This is a genomic window from Streptococcus sp. SG2, assembly GCF_030439925.1.
GTDB classification, from domain to species: Bacteria; Bacillota; Bacilli; order Lactobacillales; family Streptococcaceae; genus Streptococcus; species Streptococcus gordonii.
The window spans coordinates 487,495-513,895 of record NZ_JAQFJD010000001.1; the positions used below are offsets into that span (position 1 = coordinate 487,495).

General features: G+C 39.4%; 26 protein-coding genes and 1 pseudogene. All 27 read right to left on the bottom strand.

The features are described from left to right. Positions 1–39: 39 nt before the first annotated feature. The gene (gene rfbD, locus PCY09_RS02400; RefSeq protein WP_045502703.1) at positions 40–891 is read right to left on the bottom strand and encodes a dTDP-4-dehydrorhamnose reductase; all 852 of its coding nucleotides are present in this window, start codon (positions 889–891) and stop codon (positions 40–42) included. Positions 892–959: 68 nt separating this feature from the next. Beyond that, positions 960–1,886 (bottom strand): glycosyltransferase family 2 protein, encoded by a 927-nt coding sequence (locus PCY09_RS02405; protein ID WP_045502701.1) that lies wholly within the window; start codon positions 1,884–1,886, stop codon positions 960–962. A 38-nt stretch (positions 1,887–1,924) separates the two neighbouring features. Continuing rightward, entirely contained in the window at positions 1,925–3,691 is a 1,767-nt protein-coding gene (locus PCY09_RS02410; RefSeq protein ID WP_045502697.1) for a hypothetical protein, read from the bottom strand. A 162-nt stretch (positions 3,692–3,853) separates the two neighbouring features. Further along, positions 3,854–5,329 (bottom strand): DUF2142 domain-containing protein, encoded by a 1,476-nt coding sequence (locus PCY09_RS02415; protein WP_045502694.1) that lies wholly within the window; start codon positions 5,327–5,329, stop codon positions 3,854–3,856. A gap of 9 nt (positions 5,330–5,338) precedes the next feature. Then, positions 5,339–6,121 (bottom strand): glycosyltransferase, encoded by a 783-nt coding sequence (locus PCY09_RS02420; RefSeq protein WP_045502689.1) that lies wholly within the window; start codon positions 6,119–6,121, stop codon positions 5,339–5,341. After that, positions 6,121–7,389: a lipopolysaccharide biosynthesis protein gene (locus PCY09_RS02425; RefSeq protein WP_045504786.1), complete on the bottom strand. Its 1,269-nt coding sequence runs from the start codon at positions 7,387–7,389 to the stop codon at positions 6,121–6,123. The genes PCY09_RS02420 and PCY09_RS02425 overlap by 1 nt, the downstream gene beginning before the upstream one ends. Then, the gene (locus tag PCY09_RS02430) at positions 7,379–7,714 is read right to left on the bottom strand and encodes a DUF2304 domain-containing protein (RefSeq protein WP_045502687.1); all 336 of its coding nucleotides are present in this window, start codon (positions 7,712–7,714) and stop codon (positions 7,379–7,381) included. Before PCY09_RS02430 ends, PCY09_RS02425 begins: the two co-directional genes overlap by 11 nt. 1 nt (position 7,715) lies before the next feature. Further along, on the bottom strand, positions 7,716–8,426 hold the full coding sequence (locus PCY09_RS02435) for a glycosyltransferase family 2 protein (protein ID WP_012000430.1): 711 nt from the start codon (positions 8,424–8,426) through the stop codon (positions 7,716–7,718). Positions 8,427–8,708: 282 nt separating this feature from the next. Beyond that, a complete protein-coding gene (gene galE / locus PCY09_RS02440; RefSeq protein WP_045502683.1) occupies positions 8,709–9,728 on the bottom strand; it encodes a UDP-glucose 4-epimerase GalE in 1,020 nt (339 codons plus the stop codon). A gap of 40 nt (positions 9,729–9,768) precedes the next feature. Then, positions 9,769–10,815, bottom strand: coding sequence for a dTDP-glucose 4,6-dehydratase (rfbB, locus tag PCY09_RS02445; RefSeq protein ID WP_045502678.1), 1,047 nt, complete (start codon positions 10,813–10,815; stop codon positions 9,769–9,771). Positions 10,816–10,983: 168 nt separating this feature from the next. Further along, on the bottom strand, positions 10,984–11,577 hold the full coding sequence (locus tag PCY09_RS02450) for a dTDP-4-dehydrorhamnose 3,5-epimerase family protein (protein WP_045502671.1): 594 nt from the start codon (positions 11,575–11,577) through the stop codon (positions 10,984–10,986). 4 nt (positions 11,578–11,581) lie between these two features. Continuing rightward, positions 11,582–12,451 carry a glucose-1-phosphate thymidylyltransferase RfbA gene (rfbA, locus tag PCY09_RS02455; RefSeq protein ID WP_045502668.1) on the bottom strand — a complete coding sequence of 290 codons (870 nt, stop codon included), beginning with the start codon at positions 12,449–12,451 and terminating at the stop codon, positions 11,582–11,584. A 129-nt stretch (positions 12,452–12,580) separates the two neighbouring features. Further along, a pseudogene (tmpA, locus tag PCY09_RS02460) lies at positions 12,581–13,404 on the bottom strand (ZIP family manganese transporter TmpA). Between the two features lie 22 nt (positions 13,405–13,426). Continuing rightward, complete coding sequence (locus PCY09_RS02465) at positions 13,427–13,897, bottom strand: 8-oxo-dGTP diphosphatase (protein ID WP_125397013.1); 471 nt, start codon at positions 13,895–13,897, stop codon at positions 13,427–13,429. A gap of 1 nt (position 13,898) precedes the next feature. Beyond that, positions 13,899–14,993 carry an FAD-binding oxidoreductase gene (locus PCY09_RS02470; protein ID WP_125397012.1) on the bottom strand — a complete coding sequence of 365 codons (1,095 nt, stop codon included), beginning with the start codon at positions 14,991–14,993 and terminating at the stop codon, positions 13,899–13,901. Between the two features lie 11 nt (positions 14,994–15,004). Then, complete coding sequence (locus tag PCY09_RS02475) at positions 15,005–15,802, bottom strand: Nif3-like dinuclear metal center hexameric protein (protein WP_045773931.1); 798 nt, start codon at positions 15,800–15,802, stop codon at positions 15,005–15,007. Next, positions 15,789–16,478, bottom strand: coding sequence for a tRNA (adenine(22)-N(1))-methyltransferase TrmK (locus tag PCY09_RS02480; protein WP_125397011.1), 690 nt, complete (start codon positions 16,476–16,478; stop codon positions 15,789–15,791). The genes PCY09_RS02475 and PCY09_RS02480 overlap by 14 nt, the downstream gene beginning before the upstream one ends. Positions 16,479–16,616: 138 nt before the next feature. Further along, the gene (gene yghU / locus PCY09_RS02485; RefSeq protein ID WP_125397010.1) at positions 16,617–17,405 is read right to left on the bottom strand and encodes a glutathione-dependent disulfide-bond oxidoreductase; all 789 of its coding nucleotides are present in this window, start codon (positions 17,403–17,405) and stop codon (positions 16,617–16,619) included. A gap of 67 nt (positions 17,406–17,472) precedes the next feature. After that, a complete protein-coding gene (locus PCY09_RS02490) occupies positions 17,473–18,153 on the bottom strand; it encodes a DnaD domain-containing protein (RefSeq protein ID WP_125397009.1) in 681 nt (226 codons plus the stop codon). Between the two features lie 8 nt (positions 18,154–18,161). Further along, the gene (metA, locus tag PCY09_RS02495) at positions 18,162–19,103 is read right to left on the bottom strand and encodes a homoserine O-succinyltransferase (RefSeq protein WP_008808804.1); all 942 of its coding nucleotides are present in this window, start codon (positions 19,101–19,103) and stop codon (positions 18,162–18,164) included. A 99-nt stretch (positions 19,104–19,202) separates the two neighbouring features. Further along, positions 19,203–19,715 (bottom strand): adenine phosphoribosyltransferase, encoded by a 513-nt coding sequence (locus tag PCY09_RS02500; protein ID WP_012000418.1) that lies wholly within the window; start codon positions 19,713–19,715, stop codon positions 19,203–19,205. Positions 19,716–19,799: 84 nt separating this feature from the next. Continuing rightward, on the bottom strand, positions 19,800–22,019 hold the full coding sequence (gene recJ, locus PCY09_RS02505; protein WP_125397008.1) for a single-stranded-DNA-specific exonuclease RecJ: 2,220 nt from the start codon (positions 22,017–22,019) through the stop codon (positions 19,800–19,802). A gap of 105 nt (positions 22,020–22,124) precedes the next feature. After that, a complete protein-coding gene (locus PCY09_RS02510; protein ID WP_125397007.1) occupies positions 22,125–22,715 on the bottom strand; it encodes an HD domain-containing protein in 591 nt (196 codons plus the stop codon). 36 nt (positions 22,716–22,751) lie between these two features. After that, positions 22,752–23,804, bottom strand: coding sequence for an acyltransferase (locus PCY09_RS02515; protein ID WP_061585140.1), 1,053 nt, complete (start codon positions 23,802–23,804; stop codon positions 22,752–22,754). Between the two features lie 55 nt (positions 23,805–23,859). Continuing rightward, the gene (locus PCY09_RS02520) at positions 23,860–24,564 is read right to left on the bottom strand and encodes a class I SAM-dependent methyltransferase (RefSeq protein ID WP_060970541.1); all 705 of its coding nucleotides are present in this window, start codon (positions 24,562–24,564) and stop codon (positions 23,860–23,862) included. A 39-nt stretch (positions 24,565–24,603) separates the two neighbouring features. Next, positions 24,604–25,359: an SDR family oxidoreductase gene (locus PCY09_RS02525; RefSeq protein WP_061585141.1), complete on the bottom strand. Its 756-nt coding sequence runs from the start codon at positions 25,357–25,359 to the stop codon at positions 24,604–24,606. 104 nt (positions 25,360–25,463) lie between these two features. Then, positions 25,464–26,393 (bottom strand): ribonuclease Z, encoded by a 930-nt coding sequence (gene rnz / locus PCY09_RS02530; protein ID WP_060970543.1) that lies wholly within the window; start codon positions 26,391–26,393, stop codon positions 25,464–25,466. Positions 26,394–26,401: the final 8 nt, after the last annotated feature.

Genomic DNA, 26,401 nt, shown 5'->3' on the forward strand with positions numbered 1-26,401 from the left:
TATAAAAAAGACTGAAACACCTGTTTCAGCCTCTTCTTCTTATTTCTTTTCTTGTTTATAGAATTCTTTCAGGGCATCTTGCCAGCTTGGAATAACAAAGCCAGTCGCCTTTGCCTTAGTCAAGCTCATAGTTGAATTGAGTGGCCGTTTTGCTTTAGCAGGGAATTGGCTTGAGTCCACCGGTTTAACTTCTACATTCGTATCCTTGAGAATCTCAACTGCAAAGTCATACCAAGTAGTGTCTTCTGCAGCGTCATTAGACAGATGGTAATAGCCGAATTCCTTTTGATTTTCAGCCAAGTAGGTCATGAATTCAGCTAAGGTACGAGTCCAAGTCGGACGGCCATGCTGGTCGTTAACAACTGTCAAAGTCGGGTGAGTCTTAGCTAGATTTTGCATTGTAAAGACAAAGTTTTTACCATAATTACCAAAGACCCAAGCTGTACGAATAATGTAGAAACGACTAGAATACTTCTCTACCAACTCTTCTCCCATACGCTTGGTACGGCCGTATTCTGTTTTAGGATCTGGTTGATCATCTACTTCCCATTCTTCACCGACAGGCTTTTGGCCATCAAAGACATAGTCCGTAGAAATATAAACTAATGTCGCTCCGTGTGCTTCAGCCGCTTTTGCTACATTTTCAGTTCCAGTCACATTGATGGCATAATTAAGCTCTTTTCCTTCATCCTCTGCTGCATCAACTGCTGTATAAGCGGCACAATGATATACCAAGGTTGGTTTAACTTCTGCAAAGACCTTTTCAACCATTTCAGCATTCGTAATATCCATTTCGGCAACGTCAACTGCAACATAATCCTCATTGCGCTCATCTAAAAGATGACGAAGTTCTGTTCCCAGCTGACCATTTGAACCTGTGATTAAAATCATGTATTATTCCTCTCCTGTCATAAACATTCAATGAAAATATTATAACAAAAAAAGCAGAAAAAATCTGCTTATTTACTCTTCTCTTTGATGATGTAGACAGGCCGTTTTTTAGTTTCTGTAAAGACTTTGCCAATATATTTCCCCAAAATTCCAATGGTTAGTAACTGAAACCCACCAATAAAGAGGATAACTGTCATGAGTGACGGCCAACCTGATGTAGGATCTCCGAATACCAAAGTCCTTACAATGATAAAGACAACTAAAAGAAAGGCAAGAATCCAGGAAATCAAACCTCCCAAGAAAGCAATGTGTAAGGGCGCTTCTGAAAAGTTGACAATCCCTTCTAAAGAATAGTTAAAAAGTTGCCAGAAATTCCAAGAGGTTTTTCCCGCCACGCGCTCAACATTTTTATATTCTAAATACTCTGTTTTAAAACCTACCCAGGCAAAAATTCCTTTAGAGAAACGATTATATTCAGAAACCTCCAAAATAGCATCTACCATAGGTCGACGCATAAGGCGAAAATCACGCGCACCATCCACCATTTCTACCTGGCTAATTTTGTTAATCAGTTTATAAAAAAGATTTGCAAAAAAACTCCTAATAGGTGGCTCACCATCACGACTCGTTCGACGTGTCCCCACACAGTCTAGATCTTTCTGTTCATCCAACATGGTTTTCATTTCAACTAAAAGCTCTGGCGGATCCTGTAAATCCACATCCATGACCGTCACAAGCTCTCCTCTTGCATGCTGAAGACCAGCATATAAAGCCGCTTCTTTCCCAAAGTTCCTAGAAAATGAAATAAAATGAGCATTGGGATCCATCATATTAAGTTCATGCAAAACTTCCAAGGTTCTATCTTGGGAACCATCATTGACGAAAATATACTCTATGTTATCATGAAGCCTTGGCTTTATTTTTTCCATTTCCGCATAGAAAAGCGGAAGGCTTTCTTCCTCATTGTAACAAGGAACAATTACTGAAATGGTCATAGTTACTCCTTTAAGTGTTAATTGTATAATAAAATATTTCACCTGTAAAGTTTGATTTGATTTTTTAAACTAGCTTTTCCATTCTTTCTTCTTTTTATTTGATAAAAAACGAAAATAATAAATCCCCATAACAGTCCTTCAAACAAGAAAAAGAAATGCTGAAGGAAAGTCTTATGATGACTAATTTTAACATGGCCACTAGAAAAAACTCTTAAAAAAATCTTCCCATTATGTAACGCCATTTTCTGAGTCTTGGGTCTATGAAGTTTCTGATTCTTCTCTTGTTCCTCTTGACTTAACTGACGATACTTCAAAGCAGGCTGAGTACCAGAAGCACCATTAGTATAGTCAGCAATATATCCTTTATACCAAGGTCTAGGGACAAAGAAACTTGCATTTTTTGCAGTTAAGATAACATCAAATTCTAAAGAATTGTAAGAAGACTTTATATTTTTTATTTTTGCCCCTTCTACATCATCAAATTGAGTAATCGAACTATCACGTATAGAAACTGGATCAACATCTAAATTATAATATTCATCACCAATAGTATTCGAAAACTGTTCTCTATCTCCCTTGTAATAACTATACATTCTTTGATTTATTTCTGATATATAATTCCTATGATCCGTCCTCAGATTGACAATTGGAGAATAAGAAATTAAAATTATCCCAATATATACTAAAGTTGATAGACTAGCAAAACTAATAGACCAAATGTGACTAAAATCGTTAACTAAGATCCAAATCAAAAGAAAAGGAACGAAAAAGAGCAGACGGCCAGTATATTGGATAGCACCCAAAAAACCAAATTTTAACAAACTATTCCAAGGTAAAACTGCTGTTGTAGAAACCGCCATAATGGCTACTAGTATTAAAAGTTTCTGGCTGGCTTCACTTAGATATTTAAAACGATATACTAGATAAAAGAATAATATAATCGCTAGGATATCAATTTTTAAAAATAAAGATGTAAATGGTGCAAACAACCCGCTAAATTTGAGCTGTAAAATATTTGGAACATTAAACATACTTGCGTTTTCAAAAGGAAAATCACGAGCCGTCCAATTGAAATAGAAAATTTGTGAACTGACCTGTTCCAGATATTGAGCTAAGTAACCAATCGAAAGTAAAATGCCAATAAAAATAGATACAAGAAAAGAGATTATTTTTTTTACTGTTAATTTACGAGCACATAGCAAAACAAAAATCAGTGAATAGATGGCCAAAATCAAAGTCGATAAAATATGTGTTTGAATAAGTAAGGCAATGGTAATTCCTAATAAAGCCGGGCTATATTTATTTAAAAACAGAACCTTGTATATGGTATAAAACAGAATAGGTGCTAATGGCATGGACATTGTCATACCATAGCCAAATAAAGGAAAGTAGAGAGGAACTAACAAAGCTCCACACAAACTTTTAATAGAATCTTGACTGATTTTTTTGAAGCAATAAAAACTTGTCAAGGAAGTGGAAAAAACCAACAAGAATGCGAAGAAATCAAAAGCCAAATCAGCCCGCTGAACTAGCATAAATAAGAGAGCAGGTAAATAAAATTGCCAATTACCATAAAACATTGGAACCGCATATCCTGTGCCAAAAGCAAAAATATGATTCAAATTAGGCAATAAATCAAAATGACTGATTGACTGTGACAATCCGACTATTCGAGTCAAATGAAAAACATAGTCAAATACACGACTCTGAGTATTAATCGCCACATGTGAAACGAGAACAAACAATAATGAATAGAAAAATAGAATCAAAGGATATCTATACTTTTTTATTGAATCTAAAATCATATTTTCCCCCAAAACCAAGCAAAATAACTAATCATTCTTTATTCAAGGATAAAAATTTAAGTTATACCAAGTATAGCAACATGTTTAAAGACCGTCAAGATGACTGATATTAAAACAGACAGGACTTAGATTCCCGTCTGTTTTTATTTAAATATAAAAATATTAAACTACCGCATAAATGATTGCTAAAGTATGGATCATGGATAAGCCAACAATAATAACACTGCTTTCTACAATCCAATGATCAGTTATAAAATCAAATTTTAATTGATTTTTAGAACAGCTAACAATTACTGGGAGCATTAGAGCTAAGACTCCCAAATAATATCTTCCCTGAACACCTAGGACAGTATATGATCCTACAGGAGTCCATGTCAGGTAGAGAGTCAAAGAAATCAAACCAATAATTGCCAACGAAACCAGCACTGCTCCAATTTTTGAAATCAAAGGAATTTTAAAACGTCCAACATTAGCTAAAGCAATTAAAGTGTAAAAGACATAAATTGGAATAAGAACCTCATTCATTGATAGATCCAACCAACCAAAATTAAATAGTTGATCAAGATGACTAATAGACAAAAGCATTTCCTTAAAAACAACTGGTAGGTAATCTTGTGGATGATGGACCAGGTTCATTAATTGACCACGTAAGTCAGCACCTTCTAATTGAAAATTAGCTAATTTCACTTGTTGGCTGAGTAAAAACCAAAATACAGTTACTGCTCCTACACAAAGAACAGCAGAAATAACCTTGCCATAAAAGAATCTACCATTAAACTTAGATTTTGGAATAAAAAGCAATAATCCAATTAGCAGAACATAAGGGAGCTTCATCGTGGCTAGAAGGCAACAAATGATGACATAAAGAATCAAATCTCTATTTCTTACCTTCTTCTCGCTATCACTAACCCAACTAATAAAGAGTGATACGATAATATAAGCCAATCCGAGTGATACACTGTCCTGATTATATGAGCCAGCTAGTACTAAATTCATTGGAATAAACGCAACCATCATTATAAGTTGCTTAGCTTTACCTGATAATCGAATGGCAATATAAGCCAAAACTGCATAAGCTAAAGCATTAAATATTCTGCCTAAATAATAGGAGATACCTACACTCAAATGTAAAAATTTACCAATTCCAAAGCCAATTGCCTGAGGAATATAACCAATGAACCAATATGAATTAGTAGCCCGGTAATCAGTAGTACGACCGAAATCAACTTTCTTATCTGTCTGACCTTCATTGAAAAGATTTGTTTTAGTTAATGGAGACTTTATTTGATCATAAATATCAAAAAAATCTTCTGAAATAAGAGGTTTACTATTATCTAGATTCAAATCTCCCTCAACGATATGAATCGTTCTAGCTAAATGAACTGGTTCGTCAGGAGTATTCAAAACCGGAGTTATCAAAGAAGTCAAAACTCCCGAAAAGACAAGGGCATAAAATATTGCAATATTTTTTTTAGGTAAAAATAATAAAAATACTGCAATAAGAAGAACAACTGCCAATCCTATCTTTGGGACATCCAAAAGATGTTTTGTATAAATTACAAACATAAAAGCGGATAAGACCAAAAAAGTAAAAATATATTTTATGTTAGCCTGATAGGCATCTTTCATGAATTTCATATTAATCTCCTAGTGGTTAGTATCCTGACTCTTGACATAAAACTTCATAATCACTCTTGAAAACCACTTTGGCCAAAATAGATTATACATATACAAATCTTCTTTTGTGCGAGTATTATCTGAAATAGTCTTGGTTGTCTCAGATTCTTGATGAATCCGATGGCACATTAATGCTTCCGGAATATAAAGAAAGCTTCCTTTGTATTCATTAATTTTATACCAAGCATACCAATCAAGACTTACTCTCATATCTTCATCAAACTGGAAATCTTTTAATTTTTCAAGATTGTATGAAACCGCAGGACAACAGATGGGATTTCCAAAAGCTAAGACGCGCTTTCTCCAAAAACGTGAGGTTGGAAAAATTGATAAGGTACCAAGCATAAGGCGCTTAATTTTTAAATTCGTATTCGCATCAATTTTACTTCCATTTTTTTCTTCAAAATAATCAGTGAAAGTAATCAATCCATCTTGGTGAGCCTCAAAAGCTTCCAGAGTTTTTTCAAGAAATTTAGGCTCGTAATAATCATCCTGATGGGCAATGGTAGCATATTTTGTAGATACAAACGATAATGCTTGATTCCAATCTATTCCAATCCCACCACCAGTTTTATGATGAACTGGAATATCATACTTCCCACAAATTTCATAAATTGAGGTCAAAGGTGTAGAGGTATAACAAATTATCTTTGAAGTAAGAGTTTGATTTTTTAAAGACTGAATACACGCTTCTAGATACTGACTTTCACCATAGGCACAAATCACCCAGGTATGTTGAGAATTTAAGGGCATTAAAGCTTTCCTTTCCATTTTCTTACCTTGATATAAGTTAAGTAACTTCCGATTGAATAAATAAGCATTACAAACAGAAAACTATACGAAGCTCCAAGTAGACCTTTTGACATTACAAAAGGATTTGTAATAGCAATTGAAACGATAAACATAAGTAGGTATACCAGTATGAGTTTTCGTTGCATTCTAAAAATAGTGAGGATATCTCCAAGAACAATTCCAACTGAATAAAGGATCCCAGAGAAAACTAGAATTGTCAAAGTCAGAGCGTCGCCAGCCAGATCCACACCAAAAACTATACTTAAAACAGGAGTTCCAATTAAAAAAGCTAACATCGTTAAAATAGCTCCACCTCCAAGCAAGTAGATACCGATCTGCTTCACTGTTCGATCAAACTTTGCATACTCTTTTCTTTGCCATTGAATAGCTAAGCTTGTCGTTAATGGTCGAAGAATAAGGATAAATAAACTCATGAAGAACACTGGCATGAACAAAATATTGTAATTCCTTTGAAGCCCTTCTGCTAATTTTCCAAGTTGAATAGCTTTATCAATTGCTATCTTAGGTTCATTAAAGATATAAGCTAAAAGGAAACCGCTAATAAATAAAGGAATACAGCCTTTTAAAATCAAAAAGGCGTCTTTGACCTGCAACCTGATGGTACTCTTGTCAAAAGAAACTTTATCAAAGGATAGTGACTTGGGAAAATCATAAATCCAAACAAATACAAAATTAAAAAGAAACAAGATTAAAAGAGAAACTTCTAAAGATTTGAGAACAACTAGAGAGATAAGAAGAATAAAAATACTTGCACCGTATCTGATTGTCATGGATTTACCAGCAATATCTAACCTCTCATGTTGCTGGAAGAGCCCCTGAAATAAATCAGATATAGCCTCACACATCCGAAACAGAACATATAAAACCACTACTGCTAGCTTTGATGTATCTGAAAAATCAAAATGAACTAGAAATAGATATGGAAATAAGGTAATTAGCATAAGAGTAATAGAAAATACTCTTGCAATCGTATAGCTGGTAAAACTATGTTTAAAAGTCACATCAGTTCCCTGATAGGTTCTAACTTGAAAAAGTCCAAGAACAACTAATATACCAGCAATACCATATGCTAAACTGAATACATCAGCCATTTTTGCAGAAGAAAGTCTAGAAACAATCATCATAAAAATAGCTGAGGAACCAGCAAACATTAGATTCCCCAGTAAATTCCAAAAATATATTTCTTTTGCTGACACTTTATTCTTCATCTTGATCATTTTTTTCCTTTAAAGCAATTTTTTGCGCCAATTGACGAATCTGAACTGACTGTTTCGAAAGATGTCTGGTTAAAGAAAAAGTTAAATAAAGCAGTAAGCAGATAGCAACAAAGAATATTAAGTTACTAGCCACTTGTACTCCCATAAGATGTGCAAAAAAAGTTAGAATGTCTGGAAACCAGACAAAAGGTAGAGCAATGATAGATAAAACAATCCATGAAATAACATTTTTCATCTCTACTTGCTTTTTAGCAACTAAACGAAGAATATTAAACAAAAATGCCAAAATGAGAATAGTAATTAAAAAAATAAGCATATTATTTCTTATATCCTCCACTAATCTTTGCAACCAGTATTGCTATAGATACTTTAATCATATAATACACAGACTTAGTCAAGGTAATCGAAGATGTACCATGTTCTCTTTCATTCATTAGAACAGGCATCTCTTCCACTTTAAAACCAGCCTCTAATAAGGAAACTATAGTTTCTGGTTCAGGATAATCACTAGGATAGTGCTCAGCAAATAATTCAATGACTGATTTATTAACAACTCGTAATCCTGATGTTGGATCCGTGATCTTCTTTCCAGTCAATAATTTAATTAATTTTTCAAAAAAAGTGATTCCAATTCTTCTAGCGAAAGAAGACTGAAATCCTTGATTCTCAATAAATCGAGATCCTATTACCATGTCAACTTTATCTTTTTTTATACGTTCAAGCATCATCTTAATATATTGAGGATTATGTTGACCATCCCCATCTACTTGAACAGCATATTGATAATTATTTTGAACAGCATAGAGGTATCCTGTTTGAACCGCACCGCCGATTCCTAAATTAATTGGCAAATCAATAACGTTAAATTTATTTTCACGACAAATTTCCAAAGTATTATCTGTAGAACAATCATTGATAATTACGTAATCAAATTCTGGTGTATGTGTTTTTATCATCTTGATTGTTTTTTGAATATTACCACTTTCATTAAAGGCAGGGATAATAATCAATAATTCCGAAGACTTCACTAACTCACATTCTCCTTAAAAGTCATATAGACTCATTATACTATAACCAAGCCCTTATTTCTACTGTTTCCATACAAGAAGGAGAGAAATCATAGAATGAAAAAGAAAGATATCTTATCTAATGGTATGTTCATGTGCTATAGTCAAAATTAATTCACCATAATATCCGTGAAAAAGATCATCATTATTATATTAAGAAAGCTCTAAAATATTCAACTATTACAAAAAGCCTAACACATATTTGTGCTAGGCTTATCTAAAATTTCTAAATTCCAATAATAACTATTCGTCAAATCCATTGGGATGTTTGCTCTGCCAACGCCAAGCATCTTGGCACATCCTCGAGATATCAAATTGAGCTTCCCAACCAAGTTCTGCTTTGGCTTTAGCTGGATTAGCATATGAAGTTGCAATATCACCAGGTCTGCGTTCAACAATCTTATAAGGAATTAGTTTGCCAACAGCTTTTTCCATACTATGGATAATTTCTAAAACCGAATAGCCTTTACCAGTCCCTAAGTTATATATATTCAAACCTTGCTTGCCATCAAATTTTTTCAAAGCAGCAACATGACCTTTAGCTAGATCAACCACGTGAATATAATCTCGAACACCAGTACCGTCTACAGTTGGATAATCATTTCCAAATACCTGTACTTGTTCTAGTCTTCCAACAGCAACTTGAGTTACGTATGGAAGTAAATTATTAGGAATTCCATTTGGGTTTTCTCCCAAATCACCACTTTCATGAGCACCAATTGGGTTGAAATAACGAAGCAATACAATATTCCAAGTAGAATCTGCTTTGTATATGTCCGTCATAATCTCTTCAGCCATTAATTTCGTACGTCCATATGGATTAGTAGCAGAAACAGGGAAGTCTTCCAAAATTGGAACAGTAAGTGGATCTCCATAAACTGTTGCAGATGAACTAAAAATAATATTTTTACAATTAACTTCTTCCATCACTCTCAAAAGAGTTAAGGTACCTGCAACATTATTTTCGTAATAGGTTAGAGGAATTTGGCTAGATTCTCCTACTGCTTTTAAACCAGCAAAATGAATCACTCCAGTAGGTTTAAAGTCCTTAAAGACTTTTAATAAAGCTTCTTTATCACAAATGTCCGCTTCATACAAAGTAATAGACTGTCCAACGATTTTTTCGACAGCCTCTAGACTCTTTTTGCTGCTGTTACTAAAATTATCCACAACAACTAGCTCATGTCCAGCTTTTATAAGTTCGACTACTGTGTGAGTACCAATATAACCTGCCCCACCTGTTACTAAAATTTTATGTTTCATGATATAACTGCTCCTTTAAGAATCATTAAATTGTTTAAAATTATTTAATGACCTGTTGTGTTTTAGCATAATTAGCTTCTACTGCTTCTTTTTCAGATTTCCACCAGTCTTGGTTGTCTGTGTACCACTTGATTGTCTCTTTGAGACCTGCTTCAAAGTTAGTAAACTCTGGTTTCCATCCCAGCTCATTACGGAGCTTGCTAGCATCAATGGCATAGCGGAGGTCGTGGCCGGCACGGTCTGTCACATGGTCATAAGCATCAGCTGGCTGCCCCATTTCCTTAAGAATGAGCTCCAGTACTTCCTTGTTATTCTTCTCACCGTCAGCACCAATCAAGTAAGTTTCACCGATTTGTCCCTTGGTCAGAATCGTCCAAACGCCTGATGAATGGTCATTAGTATGAATCCAGTCACGAACGTTTTTACCTTCACCGTAGAGTTTTGGCTTGATACCGCTCAAGATATTGGTAATCTGGCGCGGAATAAATTTCTCGATGTGCTGGTAAGGACCATAGTTGTTTGAACAGTTCGAAATAGTCGCTTTGACACCAAATGAGCGCACCCAAGCTTTGACGATCAAGTCTGAAGCTGCCTTGGTTGATGAGTAAGGCGAGCTTGGATTGTACTTGGTTTCAGCCGTAAATTTCTCACCAGGACCTTCTCCGTGACCTGGCAGATCTTCACGCAGAGGCAGGTCACCATAGACTTCGTCAGTAGATACATGGTGGAAACGAATGTCGTACTTACGAGCTGCTTCCAAAAGTGTGTAAGTTCCGATGAAGTTGGTGTGGATAAATGGACTCGGATCATTAAGCGAGTTGTCATTGTGGCTTTCAGCTGCATAGTGAACGATAGCATCAGCTTCAGCTGCCAGCTTATCTACCAAGGCTGCATCAGCAATATCTCCAACAACCAACTCAACTCGGTCGCCTAAAATTTCTTCAATATTGGCACGATTACCCGCGTAGGTCAGCTTGTCCAGCACTGTCACATGGACATCTGGAAAGTTATTGTAAACATAGTGGACAAAGTTAGAGCCGATAAATCCAGCTCCACCAGTCACGATAATTTTTTTGTATTCAGTCATTTTTATTCCTTAATATTTTTATGATTACCTTTTATGTAACAAGATAGACATTCTATTATATACTTTATATCACTTAGGCAATCAATTCTTCCACTCGCTTCGCTCAGATAGAAGCTGAGCTAAATCGTATATTTTAGTATCAATTAATGGATCAGAAAAGAATTCTTTTTACAAATCTTCTTTTCTTAGTGGTTTTACATCCTTAAGTAATGGATGGTTCTTGTCCGCTTCAGAGACTTCTGCAGCTTCTAGGTTTTCCCACTGGATGCCTAGAGCTGGGTCTGCATAGTTGACAAAGGCATACTTCGGTTTGAGCTCCAAAGCCCAATAATCGTTTACCAGATAGCTATAAGAAACAGTGTCAGAAAGTACTTGGAAGCCGTTGGCTACGCCACGTGGCACAAAAATACCCTTACTGGCATCGATCACTGTCTGATAGGTATGTCCAAAAGTCTCACCTTCACGCAGGTCGACCCAAGAACCTAGCACCTTACCGTCATCTGCAACAGAGATGTACTTATCCCATGGTTCAGCATGAAGACCCCGCAGGACATTTTTACGAGAAAAGCTGACATTATTTTGCAGTTTTCCTTCTGCAAAAAAGCTTTCAGGAAAGCCTAGTGGCAGCATTTTTTCCTTCTGGAAATTCTCCTTAAACCAGCCTCGGTTGTCCCCGCGAACAGGGATATCAAACTCCAGCATTCCAGGGATTCCAGGAACCTCACGCGCTGCTAATTCCTTATCAAAAAATTGTTCCGTCATCTTCTTATTCTTCTCCAATCAAGCGCAAGAGATAGTGGCCGTATTCATTCTTTTTCAATGGCTGCGCCAATTCGTGCACTTGCTCTTTAGTGATATAGCCCATACGATAGGCAATTTCTTCCAGATTTGCCACCTGAACGTTCTGCATCCGCTGAACTGTTTCGATATATTGAGCGGCCTCTAAAAGACTTTCGTGAGTTCCTGTATCCAACCAAGCAAAACCACGTCCCATAAGCTCAACAGACAAATCACCACGATCCAAGTATGCCTTATTGACATCTGTGATTTCCAATTCTCCTCGAGGACTTGGCTTGATGTTCTTGGCAATTTCTACGACATCATTATCGTAGAAATAGAGTCCAGTCACTGCATAGTTAGAGCGCGGCTGTTCTGGTTTTTCTTCGATGGAGATAGCATTCATATTTTCATCAAATTCTACTACACCAAAGCGTTCTGGATCCTTAACATGGTAGCCAAAAACAGTAGCCCCTTTTTCTTTAGCAGCTGCTTTCTGAAGCATCTTACTTAAACCAGGTCCATGGTAAATATTATCCCCAAGAATCAGCGCCACACGGTCATCTCCGATGAAATCGGCCCCAATGATAAAGGCTTGCGCCAATCCATCTGGACTAGGCTGCTCTGCATAAGAGAGCTTAATACCAAATTCAGAGCCATCACCTAATAGATCCTCAAATCGAGGAAGATCAGTTGGAGTTGAGATAATCAAGATATCTTTAATTCCAGCCAACATCAGTGTAGATAATGGATAATAGATCATTGGCTTATCGTAAATTGGCATAAGTTGTTTAGATGCCGCACGTGTCAATGGGTATAAGCGAGTCCCAGATCCACCTGCAAGAATAATACCTTTCATATGTGTTTCCTCTCTGTTATATATTGCTTTTATTCTACCATTTTTACAAGCGAATGTCACTTTTTAAGATATTAACTGTTTCCAATCAAAAAGTCTCTGAATCTAACAACTCAGAAACTCTAAAATCCTTTATCCTAAAGCAACATCTAAAATCATCATAAGAACAAAGCCCACCATGAGACCTAAAGTCGCCACATCTGTATTGCCATTGGTCTGCGAATCCGGTATCAGCTCCTCTACCACCACGAAAATCATAGCTCCTGCCGCAAAGGAAAGGGCATAGGGTAGAATAGCCGTCATGGCCATCACAGCTACAGCACCCAGAACAGCCCCGATTGGCTCTACAATAGCGGACATGGAGCCCCAGTAAAAAGCTTTAAGGCGAGACTTGCCGTCCGTCCGAATTGGAATGGACAGAGCCGCTCCTTCTGGGACGTTTTGCAGGCCAATTCCCAAAGCTAGGCCAATCGCGCCGACAAAGGCTTCCAGGCTAGGATTGGTGGCCAAAGCACCAAAGGCTACTCCGACTGCCAAACCTTCTGGAAAATTGTGAATGGTAATGGCTAAGAAAAGCAGAGCAGTTTTGGACAGCTTCTTCTGGCTATGTTCTGGAACACTTTCTGCCTCTGAGATATCTTTGCTCAGATGCAAGTGAGGCACTACTGCATCAATCAACCGCAGAAAAAACCACCTGCTAAAAAACCTATTGCAGCTGGTAACCAAGAGAGCTTACCATAAGAGCTTTGCGCATACTCAATCGACGGTGCTAAAAGCGACCAAAATGAAGCCGCAATCATGACGCCTGCCGCAAAGCCCATCATAATATCTAGCAGCTTACGGCTGACCTTTTTAAAGAAAAATACAACAGCCGAGCCTACAATGGTACATCCCCATGTAAAAAGCCCAGCCAAGAATGCCTGCATGACCACATGTTGCGATCGTAACCAGTCCATAATTTCCCCTTATTCTCTAAAATCAATCATACAAAATCGTCTTAGTTTCCCCTATACAGTGCTTTTCCTCATTCCAGTAATGAATCCGCTCGAAAGAGCCTTTCCGCCAGTAGAGAGGCAAACGTTCACGTATGTCGTCCTGCATATCTATTTGGTCAAGTTCCGAAATCTTCCACCATTTGGGCTCCCCTTCATGATCGTTTCCCCTAACTTGCCCCTCAAAGGCAGTACAAAGAAAATCGTAATACACATACCGTTCTTTTTTTCTCGAATTAGTGAAGCCTGAAATACCCTTCAATTCCAAGTTTAGAGCAGTCAACCCTGTTTCTTCTTTTAATTCGCGCCTTGCAGCTTCAAAAAAAGATTCTGGAAACTCCACCTTCCCGCCTGGTTGTATCCACCCTTTAAAGTTATCATGCTGGCGATTAAGCAGTAAAATTTCATCATCTTTTTTCACACAAATATTGACCCAATTCAAAATAGTTTCTTTCATATCAAACCTTCTTCACATACCGCTCAATAGGATAGTCAGCTGGATTCAGCAGCCCCGCTTCTTCTAAAGCCATCTGGGCTAATTGGCGTCCGATAAGCGGACCAGTTGTCAGACCAGAAGAGCCCAATCCGCTGGCAGCGTAAACATGCGACAAGTTTGGAACAGCTCCAAAGAAAGGAGCAAAGTCACTGGTATAGGCCCGTGTTCCCACGCGTTCACCTAGAATCTCTGCTTTAGACAACCTTGGCAAATAAGTTTCCGCTTCTTGCTGCAACTGATCCAGTACCGTCTTATCTACCGTTAAATCAAAGCCCTGATCATTTTCATGGCTAGCACCGACGCTGACCTTGCCTGCCAGAAAGGGAATGATATCCAGCTCGCCCTCAGGCATAACCACAGGGTAGTCATCCGTCTGCTCAGCCAGTTTAAAATCACGTAGCTGTCCCTTTTGCGGTCGAACATCTGTTTTATAGCCCAGTGGCTGCAAGATTTCTCCCAGCCAAGCCCCTACAGCTAAGATGACACAGTCAAAGCTCCGACCATCGACCAGAAGTTGCTCTCTTTCTACTGTCAAGCTTACCTTTTTCTCAACTAGCTCTGCCTTGCTGGCTTTCAGAAGCGTCTCCGTCAAGAGTGCTCCCTCCACACGGGCACCTCCGGAAGCATAGAGAAGCCGCTCAAAGCCTTGCAAGTCTGGAAATTTCTCCTGGGCCTCCTGACGACTGAGAAGACTCAACTCTCCTATTAAGAGCGACTCTTCCCGACGATTAAAAGCTAAATCATAAAGCTCCTGCAGCTTGCTCTCGTCCTTTTTCAGCAGATAAACACCTGTCTGTTGGTAAAAGTCTGTCTGAATACCTGCCACTTTCAGATCCGCAATCAAGTCCTGATAAAAATCAGCGCCTAGACGCGCAATCCTGTACCAAGCTTTGTTGCGACGCTTAGAAAACCAAGGACTGATAATGCCAGCGGCTGCCTTGGTTGCCTGCCCCTTGCCGTCATCAAAGACAGTCACTTCCACATCTGGGGATTTGGACAGATAGTAAGCCGCTGTTGATCCGACGATCCCCGCTCCAATCACTGCTATTTTTTCCATGTCGCTTCCTCTCAAATATGTCGGAAAGGATTGGTCGAAGCCTGACTAGCCAAAATCTCAAGCCCCCATCCCTCTTCAGCCTTCCAAGTATCAAGCTTTTCTTTTATTTTTTCCGTAAAAAGAACCTCGATATGGTGTCCAGGATCCAGCGCCAAAAGCCCTTCTGTCAGCATTTCCTGAGCTGCATGATAGTATATATCACCTGTAATGTAGACTTGTGCTCCCTTGGCGATAGCCTCAGGATAAAAGGACTGACCACTACCACCGCAAATAGCTACACGCTCAATGACACGTTCGAGGTCTGCTTCTTCATAAGTGACCAGACGCAAACTATCTAGTCCAAAACTTGCCTTGACCTTAGCCGCAAAGTCCCCAAAGGTCTGAGGAGCAATCATACCCACCCGGCCAATTCCGTGATCTTGACTCGTTTGACTGAGAAAACTTGTCTCCTCAATCTCAAGAAGCTGGCAGAACCAATCGTTGAGTCCGTCCTCCACAACATCAATATTGGTATGACTGACATAGACAGCAATATCATGCTTGATGAGGTCTAGAATCATCTGATTTTGCGCCTTATCCGCCACTAGGTCCTTAAGCGGGCGAAAGATAGGCGCATGCTTAACAATAATTAGTCCAGCACCAGCTTCGATAGCCTCCGCCACTGTCTGCTCGCGAATATCCAGCGCCACTAGAACCTTGTCCACTTCCTTGTCCAAAGTTCCGATTTGCAGGCCTGATATGTCGCCCTCCATGGACAATTCCTGCGGGCAATAGGCTTCATAACGGGCAATAATTTCACTTGCTAACATGAAGCACCTCCTTGATACTTTCGATTTTTTTGGACATAGCAGAGCGTTCTAGCTGATTTCTTTCTGGGATATGAGCTAGAGCTCCTTCAAGTTTCTTCAGTTCTTTCTGCCATCTTAACTGAAAAGTAGTTGACTGTAGCTTCATCAGAAAAGGACCAAAACGCTTTTCTTGCTCTGTTAAAGTTTGCTGGCCAGCTTCTGCTACCAGGATTTCGTAAAACTTACCAGCCTCTTCTAAGATATCCTCAGCCAGCAAGTGAAAGCCGTTAGATACCAGCCAGCTACGAAGCTCATCCTCTCGGTTATTGGGCTGCAAAATCAAGCGGGAAATAGACCCAAGCTTAGCTCTGCCATTTTCCAAAATCTCCGAAATCAAGCGACCACCCATACCAGCAATAACGATAGTATCAATCTGATCTTCCGCTTCAAAAGCAGCTAGGCCATTTGCCAAGCGAACCTCAATCTGCTTCGTCAGTCCATGCTCTGCCACATTTTTCTGGGCAGACTGAAAAGGCCCTTCCACCACTTCACCGGCCAGAGCCTTTTCTATCCGTCCCTGCTGAACCAGGTAGATCGGCAGGTAGGCATGATCGCTCCCCACATCCAGAAGCTTAGCCTTATCTGGCACAAATGAAGCTACTCGCTCCAAACGTTGGGAAATCATCTTTTTTTGCATTGCACACTCTTTTCTAAACATTCTTTTATTTAGTATATCATTTTTAAGGGTATAAAAAAAGCAACGAAAAAAATCAGCCAGTTGATAAACTGATTTTGTCTCGCCACTTGATGATGGGGTGTTCTACCCATCACTTTTTTATTTGATTTCCTGATACTCGGCAGCTAAACCGCGCTGGACTGCCGGACGAGCTGCAATTTTCTCCACCCAAGCAGATAGGTGTTTGTAGGAGGTGGCACCCAAGAACTCAGCTGCGCCTGGATAAAGCTTATCCTGCACCAACTGCCCATACCAAGACCAGATAGCAATATCAGCAATACTGTATTCATCCCCTGCAATATAAGCTTTCTTGGCCAATTCTTTATCCAACAGATCCAGCTGTCGCTTGGCTTCCATGGTAAAGCGATTGATAGGATATTCTATCTTTTCTGGAGCATAGTTAAAGAAATGACCAAATCCACCTCCCAAGAAGGGCGCAGCACCCGTCTGCCAGAAGAGCCAGTTGAGCACCTCAGTTCGACCTGGCAAATCGGACGGAATCAACATTCCAAACCTCTCTGCCAGATAGAGCAGGATATTCGAAGACTCAAAGACAGGAATCGGCTTATCAGCAGACTGATCCAACAAGGCCGGAATCTTGGAGTTGGGATTGATTTTCACAAAATCTGAGCCAAATTGGTCGCCCTCCATGATGCTGATCTTATAGAGGTCATAGGTAGCCTCTGTCACACCTGCTGCCAGCAGTTCCTCTAGCATAATCGTCACCTTGACCCCATTTGGAGTCCCAAGTGAATAAAGCTGAAAAGGCTCTTTACCGACAGGAAGCTTCTGTTCAAAACGTGCACCTGCAGTAGGCTGATTAATACCTGAAAATTTTCCTTGGTCGCTGTCCGCAGCAGACCAGACTTTTGGCAATTGATACGTCATACTTTTCTCCTTTTTTATAAAACCAAGGGCCTGTCATATCTAACAGGCCGGTGTATATCTAATAAAGTCAGTCCTTCCACAAATCCATTGCTTTAAGGAAATCATCTGAAACCGTAACATTCTGTGGATTAAATGCTTCACGTTCCTCTCTTTTGGCTTCAACTTGTGCTAAAGTCGTAATACCTTCCCGTCTCCAATTGCGCAAAATTGCTTGGATATACTTCCAGTTAGCCTTCCCATTGAAAACTGCTTCTCGAAGAGCAGCTTTTACTAAGTCAGGATTTGTTTTATCTTCTTGAATAGTTTTGGTCAAATCCTCAATCTCAAATGGTGTCAAAAGGCGACCTAATTCCTGTTGAAAGGTTTCAACTAAATCTTTTAAAACATTTTGAGATGCTTTTGTAGTTGGCTGTTGACTAAGATTAGCTCCCAGCAGTTCATCTAACTTTTCCAAGGCTGGAGAGGCATCAAAAATCGCTTCAATCTCTCCATTTAATTCAATAGTTTTATACTGCAATAAGCCTTGTTCGGTCAAATGAGACATAATGCGATTGACCTCAGACACCGTTTTACCAATGCTTTCAGCAATCTGGCTCGGCTCTATCTCTTCCAATGCTGTTGTATTCTGCAAATAAAAGAATTGCCAAACAAGGAAATCTTCACTAGACGAGAAAATCTCTTGAAAATGAAAGTACAAGGCACTTGGTAATACTAAATTGCCTTGTTGAAAGGCTGATAAATAAGTCATAGTCCCTCTTATAAATAAGCAAAATAGGAAGCGTCATTTTCTGGATTCTCCCAATCAAATGGCGTTTCTTGATACACTGCATAGTTAATCCAATTATTGAAAAATAAAGCCGCGGCTGAACTCCAACGCAAGGCTGGTGTCTCATGGACATCATCGTTTTTAAAATAATTCTCTGGAATGTGTGGATTCTTCCCTGCCTTCAAGTCTCGGAAATACTCTCTGGATAGAGTATCACGATCGTATTCCATGTGACCAAAACTATACACCTCTCGCAAGTCTCGGCTAGCCAACACAGAGAGACCCGTATCTTCTCCATATGAGAGAATTTCCAGATTGGTCAGATTGACAATATCTTCCTTCAGAACTTCAGTATGGCGGGAATGAGGCGCATAAAACTCATCGTCAAAGCCCCGGAAAAGCAGATTGTTGCTGTCAGCAGACTGGCTATAGACACCTGATAATTTGCGCGACATCTGGTACTTGTCAACGCCATAGCGGGCGTAAAGTCCAGCCTGAGCTCCCCAGCAAATATGCAGAGTCGAAAAAACATGGCTCTTGGACCATTCAATCACCTGCTGAAACTCTTCCCAGTAATCCACCGCTTCAAAAGGAAGATGCTCTACTGGTGCCCCAGTGATAATCAAGCCATCAAAATAGCGATTTTTAATCTCATCAAAAGTCTTATAGAAAGTCTCCATGTGCTCTGCACGTGTGGTTTTAGATTGGTGCGAGCTCATATAGAGAAAGTCAATAGTCAACTGTAGTGGAGTATTAGCCAAATGACGAAGTATCTGAGTCTCCGTCACCATTTTCTGAGGCATGAGATTGAGTACCAGAATATTCAGAGGGCGGATATCCTGATGGTCCGCCCTATCATCATCCATGACAAAGATATTCTCAGAACTTAAAATTTCAACAGCTGGTAGTTTTTTATCGATCTTAATTGGCATGAAAATATCTCCTATTCTCTAATATATTTATTATACTGAAAGGAGATATAGTTTTCAATTATATTTTATCTTTACCTAGGTATAGCCTGAAACTATGTATTAATAATGCATCAACACTTTATAGTCATATTCGCCAATAACTTCACGGCCTTTTAATTCATCCAATTCAATAAGGAATGCACATCCTGCAACGATACCACCAAGGCGCTCAATCATTTCAATAGTTGCCTTAACAGTTCCACCTGTTGCCAATAAATCATCAACAATCAATACACGCTGACCTGGCTTGATAGCATCTGCATGCATGGTCAAAGTATCTACACCATACTCTTTTTCATAGTCAGCTGAGATAACTTCGCGAGGAAGTTTGCCAGGCTTGCGGACTGGAGCAAAGCCGATTCCTAACTCAAAAGCAACTGGACAGCCCACGATAAAGCCACGAGCTTCAGGTCCAACTACCATATCAATCTTCTTATCTGTAGCATATTGGACAATCTCACGAACAGCATAGCTGTATGCATTCCCGTCTGCCATCAATGGGCTGATATCACGGAAGGTAACACCTTCTTTTGGATAATTCTCAATTGTTGCAATATAGTCTTTTAAATTCATAATGTTCTTTCTATATAAAAAATTTTTACTCTCTATTATACCATTTTTTTATTTAAATGTGCTTGAAATATTATTTGTTAACTTTTATTTCTCCATCAAATAATCATAAATCTCCTGCACAGTGCCTAGTGCCATGAGTTCTTGTTCTTTGACTAGGCGCTTGAGATCTTGGTAAATGTGACTGCTGTCAATTTCTTTCTTTTCAGCTTCCTTATTGACCTTCATGACGCCTTCTTTGATGCTGACAAAGCCCAACTCTTCAAAAATCTGAATCATTTTGACCAAGAGAATCGGGTCGATTTTCAGGTAAGCTGACAAGTCCTTGAGCTTATAACGAACGTCAAACTCAGGGAACTGATAGATGGTCTTGTAGAGTTTGGCAAATTGCTCACGGCTACCGTAACCAGTCAGATAGTAAGGCTTGGCAATCTCATTCCTAAAGTAAATCGCTTCAAAATCCTGTGATTGAAGAATCTTCTTCAAGGCCTGTAAATCATCAGGCAGGTCATAAACCACAACTGCTCTGCTATTTGCCAAATCCGGCAATTCCTCTGTGAAACGCAAAACTGGAACCTTGTCAGGTAGCGTCGCATTTTTTCCGCGGATATTGAAAAGCTGAACACCATCTACACGAGCATCTACCAGCATGAGCTGGAGACTGGTCTGTCCATTCCATTTATTGACAGAGAGGCTGACAGCTAGCTCCAGATTCTTGGTTTGGGCAAACTCTGTCGCCAGGCTTCCTTGGCCAAAAGCAATTACTTCAAAAGTAGCATCTTCCTGAGAAATCTTCAGCTTGAGATGGCTATTGCCAGCCCCCATAGTCCGAACATTGTCAACTTTAAAATCTTTGAGGTAAAAAAGTGGCTTCTTATTATCCATGCCAAAAGGCGCCAATTTTTCAAAGCTTTTGAGTGTATCAAGGGTCAGTTCTGGCAGATGCAACTCCTCATCTAAATACAGGACTGTTTTGCCAGTCAAATCCAAATCATTGTCTAAGATGTAAGCTGTCAAAATGTCAGCAAGCTCCACCAGCTTGTCTGCTTCAAGGGTCATACCAGCTGCTCCAGCATGGCCGCCAAAGGCTACAAAGAGATCACGATGACTGTCCAAGGCCTCAAAAATATTGACCGCTTCAATACTGCGGGCGCTGCCTTTAGCGATGCCATCCTCAATATTCAGCACTATGACTGGCTGGTGCAGCTCTTCCAGCAAGCGCCCAGCGACAATTCCTAGCACACCAGGGTTCCAACCTTCCTTGGCTAGCACCTGCACTGGTCTCCCAGTGTCCAGCATGGTTTGCGCCTCTTCATAAATCTGCTGGACAATTTCCTTACGCTCGTCATTTTTCTGGTTGATCATGAGCGCAATGTCACGAGCTTCTTCATCGTCAAATCCTGTTAAAAGCTCAACCGCTGGATTGGGATCATCCAGCCTTCCCAAGGCATTGAGTCGGGGAGCAAGCTGGAAACCAACCGTTTCTTCGTCTAGCTCATCTGGCTGAATGCCTGCAATTTTGAAGAGTTCCTGAAGTCCTACTCTCTGAGTATTTTTGAGAACAGAAAGGCCATATTTAACCAGAATCCGATTTTCCCCCGTCAGACTGACCATATCAGCGATGGTCCCAATGGCCACTAAGTCCAAAAGTTCGACTTGGACTTCTTCCAACAAGACTGTTGCTAGCTTAAAAGCCACCCCACAACCAGCCAAATGCTTGAAAGGATAATCTGCTCCGCTATGTTCCGGATGGACAATCGCATAGGCGTTTGGCAGCTCCTCAGGCATGGAGTGGTGATCCGTCACGATGACATCCACGCCTAGAGACTGGGCCAGCTCGATAGCTTCAAGTCCCGCCACTCCATTATCTACTGTAATAATGAGCGAGATGCCTTGATTTTCAATAAAATACTTGTAAACACTGCTATTAGGACCATAGCCATCCGTAAAACGATTGGGCAGATAGACCTGACATTCAGCCCCCAGCTGCTCCAAGGCCTCCTTGACAATTGATGCCGAGGTCATCCCATCAGCATCATAATCGCCATAGATCAAAATCTGCTCATAATTCTCAATCGCTGTGCGAATGCGCTCCACTGCCCGATCCATATCATGCAGATCATAAGGGTCGTGAAGCTGGTCTAAACTAGGCTCCAAAAATTCCTGCAGAGCTTCTTCAGTCTGCACACCCCTTTGGTAAAGGAGACTAGTAGCGGCAGGTTCTAATCCAGCTTTCTTAGCCTTTTTTAAAAAATTCTCGTCTGTAAAATTAGTGGCAAACTGCCAGTCGTATTTTGAGCTAATCATGATGAGTGAAACACTTTCTCCGTTCAATCTTGTCTGAATATTATAACATGAAAAGACTGGTTCAACCAGTCTCAAACTTTCTATCTACGAGCAAGGTCCTCAGCCTCACTCATCTAGGTAAAGCCCCTTAGCAACACTTTGGTCAATAACTTCTAAAGCCAATTCCCAAAGAGTTTCAGAGGTTTCTTGGATAAAGGATTTCTTAGCGATGACCTGCGTTTTGGTCAGGCCATGAGGATTATCATGGGGCTGAGCAACTTCCAAGTGATTGAGCAGAGGGACCAGAGCATCCAGCACTCGTGCATACTTAGCCTCCATGCTAATGCCAGTTTCAAATTCCTGCCAAAGCCCTAAAAAGAAATCCTGCTGATCTGATGGTAGCTTGTCTAAACTGATTTTCAAGGACTTAAGCTCTCCATCGTAAGAATCACTCTTGCCCACATCGTCAAAGACAAAGGTATCGCCAGCATATATTTCTCCCAAATCATGAATCAATAACATAGACATGACCTTTTCCAGATTAACTTCTTCAGGAATATACTCTCGAAAAACTAGTGCCATGAGCGCACCCTGCCAACTATGCTCTGCAGAATTCTCAAAACGATAGGCATCCAAGGTCCTGTTGTTGCGATGAGTAGCTTTCAGCTTTTCCAGCTCATTAGTAAAAGCTAACTGCTGCTGTAAACGTTCAAACATGATAAGACCTCCAACAATTTTTATTCCTTATCTCATTCAGACAGTCTTATTTCCGTTTTTCTGTCTTGCAAATACTGACTTACGAAATTTTAAAATAATTTCTGAAGTCAAATGAGTCAAAACTATAGTAAGAACAAATACAATTTGACCCTTATTCCATTTGGAAATATTTGTCTCTCTTAGAAGATAGAAAGAACTTTCTATAAAAATCGGATGTAAAAAGAAATAGAGCACACTTAATTCTTTAAGATGGTATAAATTCCTCTTCTTTCCAATCTCTGTTCTTAAAACACCATTGACCAGAAAAAGTGAGAAAGGAAGTAAGGCTAGAAAGAAATTCTTATCGATTCCCTGATTGACAAAAACTAACCAACCATCCAGAGCAAGTAAAATTGAAGCCAGCAGAAATTTTTTTCCTACATCTTTCTTAAAGAAATCACTATTCCAATAATCATAAAGCAAATAACCGAAAAGAATGAAGATTGGTGCGTAAAAAAGGCCATTACGGGTTGAGAAAAAAATACGGGAATAAACATCATATAAATGAGTTGGCCAAGTATTAGCAAAGTAAGTATAGTATGTCTCAATCGAGCCAAGTAAATAAAGGAACAAAGATACAACTACCGCCCATTTAGGTCCTATTTTTTTATATAAATAATGGACGATCCAAAGCCCCAGCAAAAAAGCCGGAATATACCAAAGCTGGTAACAAAGTCCAATATATAAAAATCCCGCTATTAAGGCTAATGGGGCATAATACTTCTCAACTGGAAGCGACCAAAAATAGATAAGTGCGTATGGAAGATAAAGAATACTCCAAAAAATATACTGTTTTAAAATCCTACTTACGTAAGTTCTCATACTCTTCTTTTTTGCAAGACTTGATTTAAGCATAAAGGCAGATGATATGAGAAAAAAAGGTACAGCCATTCGCCCAAACATACTCTTTTGAGTGAAATGCAAAATTTCATTAGGAAAGAGACGTTGACAGTGCACTAAAATAACTAAGATAGATGCTACATATTGAAAAAGGCTGAGCATGGCATAATTAACTGATTGCTCTTGCTCTTTAACTTCTTTTTCCACCATCTAGTTTTCTCCAAACAAGGTCAAAAATTCATTCATACACAAAAAATTTAAGCTATTATTTTTTCACGAGCCAGTAATGCTGAAAAGCTGCAATATCGCGATAGGGTGACTGGTTATTAACAGCAAGTTCCATTTCTAGCATATTTTCACGCCATCCTGGATCAGTTTTTACATCATTGGGCTGTAAGCCATAAAAAATTCGAATTCCTTGAAAATCTAAAATCTCGAAAGGATAAGGCTTGATGACATCTACTATCTCATAATAGGTAGCCTGCCCCATACTATGCGTCAGATAATCTTTTCCAAGCAAGAGTTCTCGAGCTTTCTTAATATCATTTTCAAAAATTACTGTATGCATAATGCGGCCCACGTGATTATGTTTAACAATCGATAACTTCCCTCCCTTTTTGAGCAAGCGAGAGAAAGCCATGAGGTATGGATCAATATCCTCTACATACTCTAAAACATTATGGCAAATTATAAGGTCAAAGGATTCATCTTTAAAAATTTCTAGCACTTCTAGACTTCCCTGCAACTGCTCATAAGAATTCGTTCTTTTCCGATGAATAATCATTTCCATATTCGGTTCCAGCGCAGTGACCTGATTTTTTTCAGCAAGGTGGTTGGCCACAATCCCAAACCCACTACCAAAATCAAGAACTTTTAGCCCTTCAACATTCTTCAACTGATCAAACAGAATGTCATAATAGATTTTACCCCAAGGCTCTTCTAAATGATTTTTATAAGCTTGTAAATCCATTTTCTCATTATCCTTTTCTAAAAAGTTGAAATTTTACTTTTATTTATAATTGAACATCTTAGCCGCCAATTTGTCAGCTATTCTTGGAAACAGGGTGTAAAATTTATGAGCAAGATTAAGAATCCAAGGAAGATTTATTTCTCGCTTTTTTTTGCCAAAAACGTTGACGATTTTGCCAGCTACAAAGTCAGGCTCAAGAATATACTTATCAACTGCTTTAACATAGGATCCATCAGGATCGGCTAGATCGAAAAAGGCTGTTTTGATAGGCCCAGGATTAACCGTCGTAACATAAACACCAAAAGGTAGGAGTTCCAAGCGCAGGGCGTTGGAAAAACCAATAGCAGCAAACTTAGTCGCTGAGTAAAGACTGGACTTGCTGCTTGCGATAAGGCCAGCCATGCTGACGATATTGATGATATGTCCTTGTCCAGCCTTTTTCATACGACTACCAAAAAGTCTAGACAGGTTCATCAGAGCAAAAGTATTGACCTCAAACATAGCCTCGATGTCGCTTGAGCTGATTTTGTCAAATTCCTCAAAAATCCCATAGCCAGCGTTATTGACTAGAACATCAACGTGGCCGTACTGACTGTCAATCCGCTCAGAAAATCTCTCCAAAGCTGAGCTATCTGTAATATCCAGTTCCACAAGGTCAATATTTTCGCTTTCTCCATATAGTTTTTCAAGCTTTTCCTTGCTGCGTCCGACTAAAATCAGTTTGTCAAACGGCAAGAGCTTAACCATTTCCTGTGCTAGCCCTCCACTAGCCCCTGTGATGATGATTGTTCTCATTCTTTCTCCTTTTTTTACATTATAACATAAAGAAGACAGGAAAATCTCCCGCCTCTTTGTCAATATTGTAATTTTTTCTTGTATTAAAAGTCCCTTTAATATACTTAAATTTCAACTTCTTCCAAGTCCTTAACCACATGAACCTTTTCAAAAACTGTACTAGCATCTTGTCGCATAACGCTGATATCTTTCGACAAGAACCGAGCACTGACGTGATTGAGAAGAAGTTGTTTAACTCCAGCTTCTTTGGCTACTTCTGCCGCCTGCATATTGGTAGAATGACCGTGCTTACGGGCCAGCTTTTCATCTCCCTTACCATAGGTTGCTTCATGAACCAGCACATCTGCCGCCACGGCTAAGCGTACACTAGAATCCGTTTTTCTTGTGTCTCCCAAAATTGTAATTGTTTTCCCAGGACGAGGTGCTGAGATATAGTCTGCTGCGGTAATCTTTGTACCATCTTCTAGGACGATGTCTTGACCATTCTTGACTTTACCAAAGAGAGGGCCGAAGGGAACCCCCGCTGCTCGTAGCTTATCTGCATCCAGCGTGCCTTCCAAATCTTTCTGCATTATCCGATAGCCAACGCAAAAAATCGTATGATCCAGCTTATCTGCATAAACAGTGAACTTGTCCGTCTCCAAAATCTTTCCCAAACTATTTTCATCAAACTCATGAAAATCAATTCGATAAGGTAAACGAGAACCAGAAACTCGAAGACTGGACATAACAAAGTTCTTAATACCCTTAGGGCCATAAATCTCTATATCAGTCTGCTCTTCATTAGCTTGAAAAGAACGACTGGATAGAAAGCCAGGCAAACCAAAAATATGATCACCATGAAGATGCGTGATGAAAATCTTGCTAATTTTGCGAGGTTTAATCGTCGTCTCCAAGATCTGGTGCTGGGTCCCTTCACCACAATCAAACATCCAGACTTCATTGATTTCTTCCAAAAGCTTGAGAACGAGGCTGGATACATTGCGGGCCTTTGACGGCTGACCAGCTCCGGTTCCTAAAAATTGTAATTGCATATTTTTCT

What these genes read in the sequence shown, in the direction of transcription:
- PCY09_RS02500 (WP_012000418.1), bottom strand. Translation starts at nt 19,715, where the DNA reads ATGAATTTAAAAGACTATATTGCAACAATTGAGAATTATCCAAAAGAA.
- recJ (WP_125397008.1), bottom strand. Translation starts at nt 22,019, where the DNA reads ATGATTAGCTCAAAATACGACTGGCAGTTTGCCACTAATTTTACAGAC.
- PCY09_RS02515 (WP_061585140.1), bottom strand. Translation starts at nt 23,804, where the DNA reads ATGGTGGAAAAAGAAGTTAAAGAGCAAGAGCAATCAGTTAATTATGCC.
- metA (WP_008808804.1), bottom strand. Translation starts at nt 19,103, where the DNA reads ATGCCAATTAAGATCGATAAAAAACTACCAGCTGTTGAAATTTTAAGT.
- PCY09_RS02410 (WP_045502697.1), bottom strand. Translation starts at nt 3,691, where the DNA reads ATGATTTTAGATTCAATAAAAAAGTATAGATATCCTTTGATTCTATTT.
- rfbA (WP_045502668.1), bottom strand. Translation starts at nt 12,451, where the DNA reads ATGAAAGGTATTATTCTTGCAGGTGGATCTGGGACTCGCTTATACCCA.
- PCY09_RS02465 (WP_125397013.1), bottom strand. Translation starts at nt 13,897, where the DNA reads ATGAAAGAAACTATTTTGAATTGGGTCAATATTTGTGTGAAAAAAGAT.
- PCY09_RS02475 (WP_045773931.1), bottom strand. Translation starts at nt 15,802, where the DNA reads ATGTTAGCAAGTGAAATTATTGCCCGTTATGAAGCCTATTGCCCGCAG.
- PCY09_RS02405 (WP_045502701.1), bottom strand. Translation starts at nt 1,886, where the DNA reads ATGACCATTTCAGTAATTGTTCCTTGTTACAATGAGGAAGAAAGCCTT.
- PCY09_RS02510 (WP_125397007.1), bottom strand. Translation starts at nt 22,715, where the DNA reads ATGTTTGAACGTTTACAGCAGCAGTTAGCTTTTACTAATGAGCTGGAA.
- PCY09_RS02490 (WP_125397009.1), bottom strand. Translation starts at nt 18,153, where the DNA reads ATGACTTATTTATCAGCCTTTCAACAAGGCAATTTAGTATTACCAAGT.
- yghU (WP_125397010.1), bottom strand. Translation starts at nt 17,405, where the DNA reads ATGACGTATCAATTGCCAAAAGTCTGGTCTGCTGCGGACAGCGACCAA.
- galE (WP_045502683.1), bottom strand. Translation starts at nt 9,728, where the DNA reads ATGAAACATAAAATTTTAGTAACAGGTGGGGCAGGTTATATTGGTACT.
- rfbB (WP_045502678.1), bottom strand. Translation starts at nt 10,815, where the DNA reads ATGACTGAATACAAAAAAATTATCGTGACTGGTGGAGCTGGATTTATC.
- rfbD (WP_045502703.1), bottom strand. Translation starts at nt 891, where the DNA reads ATGATTTTAATCACAGGTTCAAATGGTCAGCTGGGAACAGAACTTCGT.
- PCY09_RS02480 (WP_125397011.1), bottom strand. Translation starts at nt 16,478, where the DNA reads ATGCAAAAAAAGATGATTTCCCAACGTTTGGAGCGAGTAGCTTCATTT.
- PCY09_RS02525 (WP_061585141.1), bottom strand. Translation starts at nt 25,359, where the DNA reads ATGAGAACAATCATCATCACAGGGGCTAGTGGAGGGCTAGCACAGGAA.
- PCY09_RS02470 (WP_125397012.1), bottom strand. Translation starts at nt 14,993, where the DNA reads ATGGAAAAAATAGCAGTGATTGGAGCGGGGATCGTCGGATCAACAGCG.
- PCY09_RS02425 (WP_045504786.1), bottom strand. Translation starts at nt 7,389, where the DNA reads ATGAAGAATAAAGTGTCAGCAAAAGAAATATATTTTTGGAATTTACTG.
- PCY09_RS02420 (WP_045502689.1), bottom strand. Translation starts at nt 6,121, where the DNA reads ATGCCCTTAAATTCTCAACATACCTGGGTGATTTGTGCCTATGGTGAA.
- rnz (WP_060970543.1), bottom strand. Translation starts at nt 26,393, where the DNA reads ATGCAATTACAATTTTTAGGAACCGGAGCTGGTCAGCCGTCAAAGGCC.
- PCY09_RS02430 (WP_045502687.1), bottom strand. Translation starts at nt 7,714, where the DNA reads ATGCTTATTTTTTTAATTACTATTCTCATTTTGGCATTTTTGTTTAAT.
- PCY09_RS02450 (WP_045502671.1), bottom strand. Translation starts at nt 11,577, where the DNA reads ATGACGGAACAATTTTTTGATAAGGAATTAGCAGCGCGTGAGGTTCCT.
- PCY09_RS02415 (WP_045502694.1), bottom strand. Translation starts at nt 5,329, where the DNA reads ATGAAATTCATGAAAGATGCCTATCAGGCTAACATAAAATATATTTTT.
- PCY09_RS02520 (WP_060970541.1), bottom strand. Translation starts at nt 24,564, where the DNA reads ATGGATTTACAAGCTTATAAAAATCATTTAGAAGAGCCTTGGGGTAAA.